Source organism: Planctellipticum variicoloris (assembly GCF_030622045.1).
Lineage (GTDB): Bacteria > Planctomycetota > Planctomycetia > Planctomycetales > Planctomycetaceae > Planctellipticum > Planctellipticum variicoloris.
Genome location: NZ_CP130886.1, coordinates 1,536,208 through 1,550,156 on the forward strand (window position 1 = coordinate 1,536,208; position 13,949 = coordinate 1,550,156).

The window sequence follows — 13,949 nt, forward strand, 5'->3', positions numbered from 1 at the left end:
GCAGCCTCCGGCAACGGACGAATGACTACGGACAACTGACCCCCAACTACTTCCCCAGGCAATACACAAACTCCTGCCGCTCCTCCCCCTGCTGGACCGCAACCCGGTGATAAATCCGACCGCCGCACACTGTCGGCGTCGCAAACACCTCGGTGCCAAGCTGGTTCTCGCCGACCAGTTCAAACGCGGCGGGAGTCGCCTTGAAGACGTAAGTCCGCCCCGCCTCATTCGTCGCCAGAATGTGCTCTCCCACCAGCACCGGGGACGAACTGAACGTCCCCCCCAGTCGCCCCTTCCACACCTCTTCGCCGGTCGCGCTGTTCCAGCACATGGCCACCCCGGCGTCCAGTATCGCATAGAGATGCCCGTCGCGGACCAGCATCGACGGGACATAGACCCGAGTATTGTTTTCCCACGTCAGCTTTCCGGAACCGTCCGCCAGCACTGCTGAAAGATGGTTCTTCGGATATCCGCCGCTCGTGAAGATCCGCGCGCCGTCCGTCACCGTCGACGTGACGCATTCGGTCGTGGAACCTTCCACCTCCCAGAGCGTCTTGCCGGTCAGCGGATCGAGGCTGGTCACCAGATCGCAGCCGGTCAACAGCACCTGGTCCCGTCCCCCGATCGTCAGGATGATCGGCGATGTGTAATTCGGCAGCTTCGGGCGTTCGTGCCGCCAGACCTCTTTGCCGGTCGCCCGCTCAAGCCCGACAATCGCGCCGGTCCCCTTGTTGTCGGCGGAAACGATGACCAGCGATTCATACACGGCGGGCGACGAGCCGAAACCCTGGTGCAGCACGTAATCGCTCACCTTCGTCTGCCAGAGCCTCTTTCCCTGTCGATCCAGCGCGGTCGTGTAAATCGCCCCGGCGTTGAGGAAGTTCACGAAAAACCGCTGACCGTCACAGGCTAGAGTCGAACTGGCCAGCGAGCTCTTCGCATTCGGCTTTCCAGTCTGCTCGAAGCCCTTCTCATGGACGACGGTCTGCCAGAGGACTTGTCCCGAATTGCGGTTCAGGCAGACGACCGACTGGATCTCGCGATCCGGTTCAGCGACCGCCAGTACCACCTGATCGCCAACGACGATCGGCGACCCGTGGCTGCGGCCCGGCACCGGCGTCTTCCAGACCACATTCTCCGTCTCGCTCCACTTCAGGGGCGGCGTCTGCTCGGAAGAGGCAATTCCGTTCCGCAGCGGCCCGCGCCACCAGGGCCAGTCCCGAGGACCGACCGTGACCGGCTCCGGCGTTTTCAAATCCGCTGCGCTGCCAGGCGACGCGATTCCCAGAACGGCGCAAGCCAGCAGCAACCACATCGACGATCGAATCATGGAGAGTCTCTCAAATCAGACGGTGTAGAAATCTGGGAAAGCGGGCCATCTTAACCTCGCTCGCATCGACGAACGAGCCCTGCTGCAGACGAAGGTGTACTGAGGAAACTGACGCCGTCGACACACTTTCTCGCTCTGCTGCTTCAGTCCCCTCCTTGGTTCCAGTTTTTCTCATTCATTCGTGCCATTCGTGGCAAGAACTTTTCGTCGTTCGTCGCCAGCTCAAGCCCCGCAGCACCGGCCAGGGAACCGGTCGTGCCGACCTGCAATGTTCGATTCGGGTTTTCAGGTCGTCGCGCCGATGGTAACATAATCCATCAGCGGAAGTGCATGTGTCGTTCGCTGGCCGCCCCTGCTCAAGGAATCGCGCCCGATGAGGGACTCGCTGCCTCAGACTCTCTCCGGACTCTTCGCACTGATCGTCGTTGCGCTGGTCGGCACGCCCTCCGTCCGAGGCGAGGACTCGGCCGCCTTGGAGTTTTTCGAACGCAAAGTCCGACCGCTCCTGATCGCCAAGTGCCAGGAGTGCCACAGCGCCGACAACGCCGAGTCGGAATTCAGCGTCGATTCCCTCTCCGCACTCCTCAAAGGGGGCACGCGCGGACCGGCCATCGTTCCCGGCAAGCCCGCCGCCAGCCTGATGCTCAGCGCCATGAAGCATGGCGAAACGCTCAAGATGCCGCCCAAAGAAAAACCGTCGCGCGACGAAATCGCCATCATCACCCAGTGGATCGAAGCGGGCGCACATTGGCCCGATTCGGGGCCGGTCGCCAGATCCACGGGCGGTGCGGTCGCCAAAGAGCCGGGGATCACCGCCGAGCAACGGGACTTCTGGGCCTTTCAGCCCGCCCGACGGACACCCACGCCCGCGGTAACGCAACCGGACTGGATCCGCAGTTCGCTCGACGCTTTCATTCTGCACAAGCTGGAAGCGGCTGGTCTATCACCCGCGCCCCAGGCCGATAAGCGAACGCTCCTGAGACGCGTCACCTTCGATCTGATCGGTCTCCCTCCGACTCCGGAAGACGTCGACGCATTTCTCGCCGATGACTCCCCCGACGCCTTTGAAAAAGTGGTCGACCGGCTGCTCGCCTCGCCCCACTACGGCGAACGCTACGGCCGCCACTGGCTCGATGTCGCCCGCTATGCCGACTCCAATGGCCTGGACGAAAACCTCGCCCACGCCCACGCATTCCGTTACCGCGACTATGTCGTCCGGAGCTTCAACCGAGATCTGCCGTTCGATGACTTCATCACCGAGCAGCTTGCCGGCGACCTGCTGCCGCACGGCGAAGACGCCGAGGCTGTGACCGAGGGGCTCGCCGCCACTGGCTTCCTCGTCCTCGGAGCCAAGATGCTCGCCGAGGACGATCCGGTCAAAATGCAGATGGACATCATCGACGAGCAGATCGATACCGTCGGCAAAGCCTTTCTCGGGCTGACGCTCGGCTGCGCGCGGTGCCACGACCACAAGTTCGACCCGGTTTCAACGGCCGACTACTACGGCCTGGCGGGGATCTTCAAGAGCACCCGCACGATGGAGAACTTCGGCGTCGTCGCGAAATGGCAGGAACGCCCGCTGGCCACCCCGGCCCAGCTCGCCGAGCGACAGCAACGCCAGAGCCTCGTCGATACGAAACAGTCCGAAATTCAACAGCAGGTCGATCAGGAAAACCAGCGACTGCTGTCGGACGAACGCCGCAAGCTGGGCGAGTACCTGCTGGCGGCAACATCGCAGCAATGGCGCGAAGATCTGAAAACGTCGACTGCATCTCTCGGCCAGCAGGCTGCCGCCGAGATGCCCGGCTTGCAGATCCTGGAAGCGGAAGACTACGCCCGCGGCAACGTCCTCCGCGATACGACCAGCTACGGCGTCGGCATCGGCGTCCTCGTCAATCGGGGCGAGACCCCCAATTTCGTTGAATACGACGTCGAAGTCGCGCGGGCCGGATGGTATCAGCTTGAAGTCCGCTACGCTGCCGCAGGATCGCGCCCCTGCACGCTGACCATCAATGGGACCGTGCGCGAAACGAATCTTGCCGGCGGCGTGACCGGGGGCTGGCAGCCCGACAGCCAGAAGTGGGAAGTCGTCGGCTTCTTCGAGCTGCTGGCAGGTCGGAATCTGATCCGCCTGGAACAGCCGCAGTTCTTTCCGCACATCGATAAGATGCTCATCGCCCCGGCCCCCGCGGAACTCGCCGCCCTGGCGATTCCCACTGACGGGCCGTCCGTCGCATGCTGGCCGGAACTGGTGCAGACTGTCCGCGATCTGATCGCCCATCCGGAAAAGGATCCCGATGCCGTCTTCAAAGCCTGGCGGGAACTCCTCACGCGGCCGCGGATGGAATCGCTCAAAACGCTGCCGTTGCTGGCGCTCGATTACCAGGACCGCGCGAAACTGATTCTCGACCGACCGGCGGACGCCGACCTCCCCCCCAGCGAAGCGGCTCTGCGGAAACTGCTGCAGGACCCCAAGGGCGCCTTCGCAGCCCCCGCAACGATCGAGACGCACTACGCTCCCGCAGTGGCGTCAAACCTCCAGCAGTTGCGTGTCGAGAAGGAGAGCCTGCAGACCCTGGTCCCGCAGTTTCCGGATGTGATGGCCGTCTCGGACCAGCAGGTCGAAAACGTGCCGGTGCACTACCGCGGCAGCCACCTGACGCTGGGGCCGGTCGTCCCCAGGCGGTATCTGCGAATTCTCGACGACGGATCGAGCCCCCCGCCCAGCCCCTCCGGCAGCGGACGTCTCGAACTGGCGCAGTGGCTGACCAGCGACCGGCAACCGCTGACGGCCCGCGTGATCGTCAATCGCGTCTGGCAGTGGCACTTCGGCTTCGGGCTCGTTCGTTCCTCAGACAACTTCGGGATGCTCGGCGAACTCCCGTCCCATCCGGAGCTGCTCGACCACATCGCGCTCGAATTCGTGGAACAGGGCTGGTCCCTCAAGCGACTGCACCGCGAGATCCTGCGGTCTGCCACCTACCAGATGGGAACGCAGATCAGCGAGCAGGCCCTGCTGGTCGATCCCGAAAATCGGCTGCGATGGAAGTTCGCCCGCCGCCGTCTCGAAGCCGAAGCGATTCGCGACGCGGCCCTGGCCGTCAGCGGACAGTTGGACGGGACCATGACCGGCAGCCTCCTCCCGACCGCCAATCGCGCCTACGTCACCAGCACCGCCAACGTCAATCCGGCGATCTACCAGTCCAATCGGCGCTCGCTCTATCTGCCCGTCGTCCGCAGCGCCCTCTACGAAGTCTTCCAGGCCTTCGACTTCGCCGATCCAAGCGTGCTGTCGGGCGAGCGCCAGTCGACCACCGTCGCCCCGCAGGCCCTCTTCATGATGAACAGCCAGCTCGTCGCCGAGCAGACGCTGAGCCTCGCCGACCGCCTTCTGAGTGAAACAACGCTCGACGACGCCGGCCGCGTCCGAGCCGTCTACCGCGCCGCATACGCCCGCGACCCCGACGCCCGGGAGACCGATCGCGCAATCGCCTTCGTCACCGCTTACGCCCGGAAATCGTCGGACGCTCAGGCCCCCGAAGCTCGCCGCCGCGGCTGGCAGAGCCTCTGCCGCGCCGTCCTCGGAGCCAACGAATTCGTCTTTGTGGAATAGTCCCTTGAAATCCAACAGCGAATCACTGATGAAAGTCTCCCGCCGCGACATGCTGCGCCGCTGCGGCGCCGGATTCGGCAGCCTGGCGCTCGCCTCCCTCCTGGCCGAAGAGGCCGCCGCGGAGTCCCTCGCGGCAAGGGCCTCCCAGTACGCTCCCAAGGCCAAACAGGTCATCTTCCTGTTCATGCACGGCGGACCGTCGCAAGTCGATACCTTCGACTACAAACCTCTCCTCGAACGGGATCACGGCAAACCGCTCCCCTTCGACAAGCCCCGTGTCGTTTCCGCCCCGACCGGAAACCTGCTCAAGTCGCCATTCAAATTCCGCCAATACGGCGAATCGGGTGCGTGGGTCAGCGAGATCTTCCCCCACGTCGCCGGCTGCGTCGACGACCTGTGCCTCATCAACTCCATGCACTGCTCCAACTCCCGCCACGGGGGCGCTCTGCTGGAGCTCCACACCGGCAGCGACACCTTCGTCCGACCCAGCCTGGGCTCGTGGATCACCTACGGACTCGGCACCGAAAACCGCGATTTCCCCGGCTTCATCACCATTTGCCCCACCCTCACCCACGGCGGCGTCAACGCCTACAATTCCTCCTTCCTCCCCGCCGACTACCAGGGAACGCCGCTCGGCAACGCCAGCATCCCTTCCGACAAGGCGAAAATTCCGTTCATCGAAAACTTCGACAGAACCCCGCGCGACCTGCAGCGCATGGAGCTCGACCTCCTCCAGTCCATGAACCGCGACGGCCTCACCCGCAGCGGCCCCGACGACCTCCTCGAAGCCCGCATCAACTCCTTCGAACTCGCCTTCCGGCTGCAGGCCGAGGCCCCCCAGCTCCAGGATCTGTCCGACGAGAGCGAAGCCACGCAGAAGCAATACGGCCTCGACGACCCCACCACAAAAAACTTCGGCCAGCAGTGCCTGATGGCCCGACGCTTCATCGAGCAGGGCGTCCGCTTCGTCCAGTGCACCCACAGCTACAAATGGGACCAGCACGGCAATCTCAAGGCCGACCATACCCGCAACGCCCGCGAAGTCGATCAGCCCATCGCCGCTCTCCTGCACGATCTCAAGGCCCGCGGCCTCCTCGAAAGTACGCTCGTCCTCTGGGGCGGAGAATTCGGCCGCACCCCCGTCGCCCAGGGGGACGACGGCCGCGACCACAACCCGCAGGGGTACACCATGTGGATGGCCGGCGGCGGAATCAAAAGCGGCCTGGTCTACGGGCACACCGACGACTACGGCTACTACGCCGTCGAAAACAAGGTCCACGTCCACGATCTGCACGCCACCATGCTGCACCTGCTGGGACTCGACCACACCAAGCTGACTTACCGCTACGCCGGCCGCGACTTCCGGCTGACCGACGTCCACGGCGAAGTCATCCACGACATCCTCGCCTGACCGGCCAGTCCAACACCTTTGAAATCTCACCATGCTGTCGATGCTCGATCGTGGTCCGACACTGTGCGACGGCCTGACGCGCCGCGAGGCGCTGCGCATCGGCGGAATCGGTCTGGGAGGTCTCTCCCTGCCGCAACTGCTCCGCTCGCAGACGGCACGGGCGGAAACAGGCGCAGCCCCGCGCGCGAAAAACGTGATCATCTTCGGCCTCGTCGGCGGCCCGGCCCAGCACGAAACCTGGGATCCCAAACCCGAAGCCCCCGTCGAGGTTCGCGGCGAATTCGGCGCCATCGCCACGAGAACCCCCGGTCTCTATGTCGGCGAATTGATGCCGAAGACCGCGCAGCTCACCCACAAAATCGCCGTCCTCCGCGCCGTGGTCACGCGCGACAACGCCCACAGTTCCAGCGGCTACCAGCTCCTGACCGGTGTACCCCACGTCCCGCCGAACGCCGAAAGCGTCACCGCAAAAGCTCCCAATCTGGCCCCCTCCTGGGGAGCGATGGTCCGGTACCTGCGTCCCTCCCGCGGTCAACTGCCGTCCGCCGTGACTCTCCCCGAACACATCTGGAACGACGGCAACTTCCCCTGGCCCGGACAGGACGCCGGTCTCCTGGGCCGCAAGTACGATCCCTGGCTCCTGACGTGCGATCCCTCAGCCGCCACGTTCAAGCCGCCGGCCCTGACCCTGCCCGACGAAATCCCGAGCCGACGCTTCGAGAGCCGGCGTAGCCTCCTCGCGGAACTGGAGCATCGAAGAACCCCGATCGGCGCCGCCGAGGATCAGTACGGTGACGACGTCCAGCAGGCCTTCGGCGTCCTCGCCACAGGCGCCACCCGCCGCGCCTTCGATCTCGACCTCGAAACGCCCCAGACTCGCGACCGCTACGGACGCAGCCGGTTCGCGCAGAGCGTCCTCCTCGCCCGGCGCCTCGTCGAAGCCGGCGTCTCGCTGGTCCAGGTCAACTGGACCCGAATCGCCGATCAGCCCAACCAGGGGGGCTGGGACACGCACGCCACGCACAACGCGGCCTGCAAGAATCTGCTGATGCCGATCATGGACCAGTGCTACTCGGCCCTCATCGAAGACCTCGACCAGCGCGGCCTGCTCGACGATACCCTCGTCGTCTGGATGGGTGAGTTCGGCCGCACGCCGCGCTTCAACGCCAACGCCGGCCGCGACCACTGGGGCAACGCCTTCTCGCTGGCCCTGTGCGGCGGCGGAATCCGTGGCGGCGTGGCCCACGGCCAGTCAGACGCTCACGCCGCCTACCCCGTCAGCGGCATTGTCGAGCCCGCCGACCTGTGCGCCACAGTCTTCCACCAGCTCGGCTACGCCCCGGATACCCTGCTCCACGACCAGCTCGGCCGCCCGATCCCACTCAGCCGCGGCCGCATCATCCAGGAAGTGCTCTGAATCCTCGTCCACTCCGCATTGCTTACTTTGCACCCTGCACTTCTTTCTTCATCTCACAGCGGATGCGCCCACCCCTTCGCCTCCAGTACCGTCTCGCGGCCATCTTCCATCACCAGCACCGCCCCCAGCCCCCCCGTAATCTCACCAATCCGCGTCAGCGGCGTCCCATGAGACCAGTTCGCGAGCAGCAGCTCTCCCGCCGACGGCTCCACCGTAAACAGCAGCTCAAAGTCCTCCCCGTCGGACAGCGCCCGGTCCAGCGGAGACTTGTCCGCCGGCATCAGCCCGATCTCGGGCGAAAGCGGAATCCGAGGCCCCTCCACCCGCGCGCCAACCCCGCTCGCCTCCAGCAAGTGGTGCAGATCCGCCCCCAGACCGTCGCTGATGTCGATCATCGCCGTCGGTCGAACGGTTTCCAGGATTGCCGCGACCTCCGCCACCCGCGGCGTAAACGTCAGATGCCGCCCCGCCAGACTTCCCCCCAGCCGCCCGGTCACGCAGATCCAGTCCCCGGGCTGCGCGCCGCTCCGAAGCAGCGGAGCCCCCGCGACGGGCTCGCCCAGGACCGTAATGTTGATCACCAGCGGCCCCCCCCAACTGTTGGTATCTCCTCCCGCAATCGCAACGTGGAACTCGCAAGCCAGCTCAAACAGCCCCCCGTACAGCCGCCGGGCAAACTCCTCCCCCCGCCCCTGCGTCAGGCAGATCGAAACGAACGCCGCCACCGGCCGCCCCCCCATCGCCGCAATGTCACTCAGGTTCACAGCCAGCGACTTCCGCCCGATCAGCTCCGGCGTCGCAGTCTCCGCCGTGAAGTCGACTCCCTCCATCAGCATGTCGGTCGTCACCACGCACGCCCGATCCCCCGGCCAGTCGAGCACCGCCGCATCGTCCCCAATGCCGACGCGCACCGCCGGCGCCGTCGTCCTCCCGGCCTCTCGCCGAATCCAGTCAATCAAAGCGAATTCCGCTGCAGCCATGCTGACGTCCAGGCTGTGTCGTTAATGGGGGAAGCGGGTGGCCGGGGCTGGGAGCGTCTTCGCGAAACCCCGGTCTCCGATTCCGAAGGAATTCTCGCATCCTACAACGAAAACGCCCCCGACCAGAGATCGGGGGCGTTTGGATTTCGTTCGATTTGCGATCCGCTGGGCGCGAATCAGTTGTGCTTCATCGCGACCTGCAAATGACCGAACAGCGTCTCGGATCCCCGGATGATATAGAACTTCAGCGGCTGCTCGTTCAGCGGCTGATTCAGAATCCATGCGACGTTGTCCGTCGAAATCGTCTCCCACAGATGCAGCCCGACCAGAATGTCTCCCGGCTTGATCCCGTTCTGAAACGCCGGGCTGTCCGACCGCACTTCCAGAACCCGCATCCCGCCATGATACTTCGGAGCCACCAGCGTCTTCTGCTGAGCCGGCAGCGGCGTCAGTCGCAGGCCGAGGACGGCCCAGGACTTCTCCATGACGGGAGTATCGTTGTTGGCCCGGGCGACGATCTCGGTGCTCAGCACCGTTTTGCCGTTCTGCTGCGGAGCCAGAGCGATCGTCAACTTCTCCGTCTTGTCATCGCGCCGGACCAGCACATCCACCGACTCGCCCGCCGGCTTCCCGAGCAGCGCCCGCTCCCAGTCGGCGCCGTCGACCACGTCGACAGAACCCGCTTTCAGCACGACGTCGCCGTTCTTCAGTCCCGCCTGGGCCGCCGGGCTGGCCGGCTGAACCCCTTCGACGACCAGCATCCGGTTCGTCCCCGACTTCACATCCTTGCCGAGCATCCCGTGAACCGTATGGTTCAGTTGCTCGGTGGAAATCAGCCGCGCCACAATGCGCCGGGCGTCGTCGATCGGAATCGCAAATCCGATCCGCTGGGCGCCCGCCCGGATCGCAACATTGATCCCAATGATCTCCCCGTCGAGATTGATCAGCGGGCCGCCGCTGTTGCCGGGGTTGATGCTCGCGTCCGTCTGAATCAGGTTCTTGTAAGACTGGTTCTGATTGACTTCCACGTCCCGGCCGAGAGCGCTGATGATCCCCGTCGTGATCGTGTGGCGGTATCCGAAGGCGTTGCCGATCGCGATCACCGATTCGCCCAGCATCAGGTCCGAGGACGTGCCGAACGCGGAGACCCGATGAATCTTGGTCGCGTTGACCTTGATCACCGCCAGGTCCTGCTCGCGATCGAACGAAACCACGTTCGCGTCGTAGTCGCTACCGTCCTGAAAACTGCAGCGGATCACGTCGACGTCTTCGATCACGTGGAAGTTCGTGACGATGTAGCCCCGTTCGTCGATGACGACGCCGGTCCCCATCCCGTTGATCTTGCGACCTTTGCCCGCCGCAAACACGGCGTCGCGATCGGCGGCAGGCTTCTCGGTGTGAATGTTGACGACGGAAACCGCCGCCCGTTTGACAGCGCGGACGACCGGCGTCTCTCGCTGTTCCGATGCCAGAAGTGTCGTGCCGAGGCCCCAGGTCATCAGGGCCCAGCACAGTCCGGTGGACGTTAACCGTTGTGTCATAGGGAAGGTCTGCTCGTGGGCCGCTCGGTGGTTGGTTTGCCAGAACAAAGCTGCGTTTGCCACGATCCCTCGTGAAGCGGAGAGCGATCCGTCTGTTCTCCAGCGGAGTTGAGGATCGGCGACACTGTCCGGAGCGCTTGAAACCCGCGGGGCGGTGACGCATAACTTGCCAAGTCGGAATCGCGCAAAACTGCGTCGACCCTGAGCACGCCGAGTCAGCCGTAACGACCATTCCGGCAGTGACGGGCGGATTCTGCTCAAGACGCCGCCGGAGCCGACTGCATCTGTGATGCGATCTGCAGCGATCGCAGACCCGCAAAGTTTCCCCAGCCTGCCAGACAGGCCCCCGACCATTCCGGTCAGTCAAACCTGGAGGACTCTGATGTCGCGCCGCAATCAACTGGAGGCGATGCTCGCCGAAGATCCCAGCGATCCCTTCCTGCACTACGCCCTCGCCATGGAGGAAAAATCCTCCGGAAATTCCCCCGCCGCCCTCGCCCGGCTGACGGAAATCGAGTCCCGCTTCCCCGATCTCGTCGCCGCCTACTTCCAGCGTGGACAGATCCTCTCCGCCGCCGGCGAAAGTGAAGCCGCTCAAGACGTTCTGCTTCGAGGCATTGCCGTCGCCCGACGCGTCGGCGACCTCCACGCCGCCGGCGAAATGCAGGGTCTCCTCGACCTGCTCTGAACCTCCCCGATTTCCAGTTTGAGAACAGCGCACAACCTCATTCCCTCGTTCCCAGGCTCCGCCTGGGAATGCCTCTTCGCGAGGCTCCGCCTCGCTCCGAGAACACCGTCCTTCCTAAGATTTGCGGTTCCCCCCCTTTCTTTCTCCTCTCAGTTCGCACCGTGGAACCCTGAACCACACCGGACAGTGCCATGCCTCGCCTCACCCCCGACTTCCACGCCTGGCTCCGCTCGGCGTCCGAACGGCTCGACCCCGGAAACGCCTGGCCTGATGAACAAGTCGAAAGGCTTCGATCTGCAGGCGTCCTGCAATGGACCGTTCCCCGCCGCTTCGGCGGCCAGGAGCTGCCCGAACCCGAGCTGCTGCGCGGCTACCTCGACCTCTCCCGCAGTTGCCTGACCACGGCGTTCCTGCTCACGCAGCACAACGCCGCCGTCCAGCGCCTGGTCAGCGGATCAGAGAACGACTGGGCCGCAGCACTGCTGACCGCGGTCGCTCGGGACGGCGCCTGGTGCACCGTCGGCATCTCCCACTTCAGCACCTCCCGCCAGCACCTGCAGCGCCCCGTCGTGGCCGCTGACCAGTCCCCGGATGGAACCTGGCGCCTGAACGGTTGCGTTCCCTGGGTCACCGGCGCCGCTCACGCCGACTGGCTGGTCACCGGCGGCGCGTTGCCCGACGGTCGGCAGGTCCTGCTCGGCGTCGAACGCGGTTCGCCCGGCGTCACAATCGAAACGCCGCTGCCGCTGATGGCGCTCAACGCCACCCAAACCGGCCGCGTCCACCTCGGTCAGGTCCGCGTCCCCGCCGACCGGGTGGTGGCGGGCCCAGCCGACCAGGTCATGAAGGTCGGAACGAAAGGAGGAACCGGTTCGCTGGGCACGTCCGTGCTCGCCCTCGGAACCGCCCTCGGCATCCTGGACCGTCTGAACGAAGAAGTGCAGAGCCGTGAAACGCTGCGCGAAGTCGTTTCACTCCTCCACAGCGAAGCCGACGGACTTCAGACGGGACTGCTGACGGCGACCGCTCTGGAACAAGGTTCCGCCGGGTCGGCCGAAGAACTCCGCTTCCGGGCCAACTCGCTGGTCAGTCGAACCAGTCAGGCCTACCTCGCGGCCTGCAAAGGTGCCGGCTACGTGCAAGGGCATCCAGCCGAGCGCGCCATTCGCGAGGCGATGTTCTTCCAGGTCTGGTCCTGCCCCCAGGCGGTCGTCAACTCCACCCTCAACGATCTCACCTGCCGCGACTGACCTGGGGAGTTCGGATGCAAAGCCTCTGGCTCAAATGTCCGATCCACACTTCCCTCCGGACGGGGCGAGGAGCTGTCGCCAGGGATGGAGCGGTCGTCGTTCCGGAGAATCTCAGGGGCCGAGGTCGAGTCTTCGACGTTCGCCATAACTCCTTGCGGAAAATGTGAGCCTCGCGGACTCGACTCACCCGACTTTGGGACTGGGAGGCGCCGTGAGGTTTCTCCAGCCTCTCTGGTCTCCGCAGGGATGCCTCTGCTACACTTCGCAACGATCCTCTTTCGCCGAGTTGTGATCCGGCGTGAGGGCGGGGACGTTGTCCCGCTGATGTCGTGCAAGGAATCGCTGGAAGGCCCGCCGGAATGTCGTCCGAATCATCGCCGTCCCATCCGCGACTCTGGGAGCAGCGCAATCCGATCGTGGCGGGCGTGCTGGCCTGGCTGATTCCGGGGGCCGGTCACCTGTATCAGGGACGAACCTTCAAGGCGGTCCTGTACTTCGTCTGCATCATGGGATTGTTTGTTGGCGGGGAACGGATGGGCGAGTGGTATGTTGTGTATCACGCGACTCCGAAGGGGCAGCGCTTTCCCCTCTCGGCCGGGTTTGCGGCGCAGCTTGCGGTCGGACTTCCATCGCTGCCGGCGCTGGTGCAGTCGCGGCGGGCGAAACACGACAATCGTTCGACCTATCAGTTGACCGCTCCGCTCGACGCACCGTTCACCGGACTGCTGGAAGCTTACGGCCCCGGCAGCGGAGAAGCTCGCGGCGTTCTGAAAGGACAGATTTCCCTGAAGTCCGCCGATAGCGGCGGCATCGCCGACACCCGCGGCACACTGACCGGGACGCTCGACGGCAAACCGGTGGAATTAACGCTCGGCGGGGAATTCCAGCTCGGTCCGCCAATTGGCGCCGGGTTCGGGCGTCCGCTGGAGGTCGCGGTGGTCCGTGATGGCACCCAGCATCCGATGCAGACGCAGGTGGTCAAGGGAACGATTCCCCGTTCGTTCTGGAACGCGTACGCGGCTCCCCCCGAGCCGAGGGCGCTTGATGAAGTCACCCGGCGGCTGGGGCGGGTGTTTGAGCTGGCGCAGGTTTTTACCTGGGTCGCCGGCTTGCTGAATCTGCTGGCGATCTGGGACTGCGTGCAGGGGCCGGCTTACGGATTTGGGGATGAAGCGCCGCCGGCTCCAGCCGAACCGGCTGCGGATCCAAAAGCGGCCGTCGCCGCGGCCGCCCCGGCGGCTGCCACTCCGGAGCTGGTCTCGTCGACCGTCGCCACTCCCGGCGCCCCGGCGTCCCGTTCTGGCTGACAGCGTTTTTCCTGCCGGCTTTGAGAGTTGCCGTCTCCTTTCCCCATCGGCCCTGCCATGAACTTCCTGCTGGCCACCATCAACGTCACCTGGTATCTGCTGCCGCTGGCCGCCATTGTCAGCCTGGTCTACAGCGCCAGCCGTTTCGAACTGCCCGATCGCATTCTGCGCCGTTCGCTGACGCTGTTTCTGCAGATCATGGGCTGCATGGCTGCGATCTTTGCGGTTCTCTGGCTGCTCTCCTACGGTTTGTAAAGATGCTGTAAAGATGGCGGCGCCCTGGATCGAGATTCGAAGGGGGCCGTGAGCCTTGAAGGCTCGACGCACGCGGCTGCGAAACCGGACGTTCGCCGACTCGCAGCCGGCAGGTTGAGTCGCTAACCTGTTCCCGAGTCGTTGATCGTTTCACACT

The 13,949-nt window shown here is 64.8% G+C and carries 10 protein-coding genes; 7 read left to right on the forward strand and 3 right to left on the reverse strand.

What is annotated here, in order from left to right; translation table 11 throughout:
• Positions 1-46: 46 nt before the first annotated feature.
• Positions 47-1,330: an outer membrane protein assembly factor BamB family protein gene (locus SH412_RS06040; protein WP_336522613.1), complete on the reverse strand. Its 1,284-nt coding sequence runs from the start codon at positions 1,328-1,330 to the stop codon at positions 47-49.
• A 373-nt stretch (positions 1,331-1,703) separates the two neighbouring features.
• On the opposite strand from SH412_RS06040, the gene SH412_RS06045 reads away from it, so the two are divergent.
• From SH412_RS06045 to SH412_RS06055, 3 genes are read left to right on the forward strand one after another with little or no spacing between them, the layout of a single operon-like run.
• Positions 1,704-4,943, forward strand: a complete 3,240-nt coding sequence (locus SH412_RS06045; protein WP_336522614.1) for a DUF1553 domain-containing protein — start codon at positions 1,704-1,706, stop codon at positions 4,941-4,943.
• Positions 4,944-4,971: 28 nt separating this feature from the next.
• Positions 4,972-6,354 (forward strand): DUF1501 domain-containing protein, encoded by a 1,383-nt coding sequence (locus SH412_RS06050; RefSeq protein ID WP_336522615.1) that lies wholly within the window; start codon positions 4,972-4,974, stop codon positions 6,352-6,354.
• Between the two features lie 31 nt (positions 6,355-6,385).
• Positions 6,386-7,771 carry a DUF1501 domain-containing protein gene (locus tag SH412_RS06055; RefSeq protein WP_336522616.1) on the forward strand — a complete coding sequence of 462 codons (1,386 nt, stop codon included), beginning with the start codon at positions 6,386-6,388 and terminating at the stop codon, positions 7,769-7,771.
• A gap of 53 nt (positions 7,772-7,824) precedes the next feature.
• Here SH412_RS06055 and SH412_RS06060 read toward each other — a convergent pair whose 3' ends face one another.
• Positions 7,825-8,751, reverse strand: coding sequence for a thiamine-phosphate kinase (locus tag SH412_RS06060; RefSeq protein WP_336522617.1), 927 nt, complete (start codon positions 8,749-8,751; stop codon positions 7,825-7,827).
• A gap of 176 nt (positions 8,752-8,927) precedes the next feature.
• Positions 8,928-10,292 (reverse strand): trypsin-like peptidase domain-containing protein, encoded by a 1,365-nt coding sequence (locus tag SH412_RS06065; protein WP_336522618.1) that lies wholly within the window; start codon positions 10,290-10,292, stop codon positions 8,928-8,930.
• 382 nt (positions 10,293-10,674) lie between these two features.
• On the opposite strand from SH412_RS06065, the gene SH412_RS06070 reads away from it, so the two are divergent.
• From SH412_RS06070 to SH412_RS06085, 4 genes are all read left to right on the forward strand, one after another.
• On the forward strand, positions 10,675-10,980 hold the full coding sequence (locus tag SH412_RS06070) for a hypothetical protein (RefSeq protein WP_336522619.1): 306 nt from the start codon (positions 10,675-10,677) through the stop codon (positions 10,978-10,980).
• A 191-nt stretch (positions 10,981-11,171) separates the two neighbouring features.
• Positions 11,172-12,230 carry an acyl-CoA dehydrogenase family protein gene (locus SH412_RS06075; RefSeq protein WP_336522620.1) on the forward strand — a complete coding sequence of 353 codons (1,059 nt, stop codon included), beginning with the start codon at positions 11,172-11,174 and terminating at the stop codon, positions 12,228-12,230.
• Between the two features lie 359 nt (positions 12,231-12,589).
• A complete protein-coding gene (locus SH412_RS06080; protein ID WP_336522621.1) occupies positions 12,590-13,537 on the forward strand; it encodes a DUF6677 family protein in 948 nt (315 codons plus the stop codon).
• Between the two features lie 57 nt (positions 13,538-13,594).
• Positions 13,595-13,792: a hypothetical protein gene (locus tag SH412_RS06085; protein ID WP_336522622.1), complete on the forward strand. Its 198-nt coding sequence runs from the start codon at positions 13,595-13,597 to the stop codon at positions 13,790-13,792.
• Positions 13,793-13,949 lie beyond the last annotated feature (157 nt).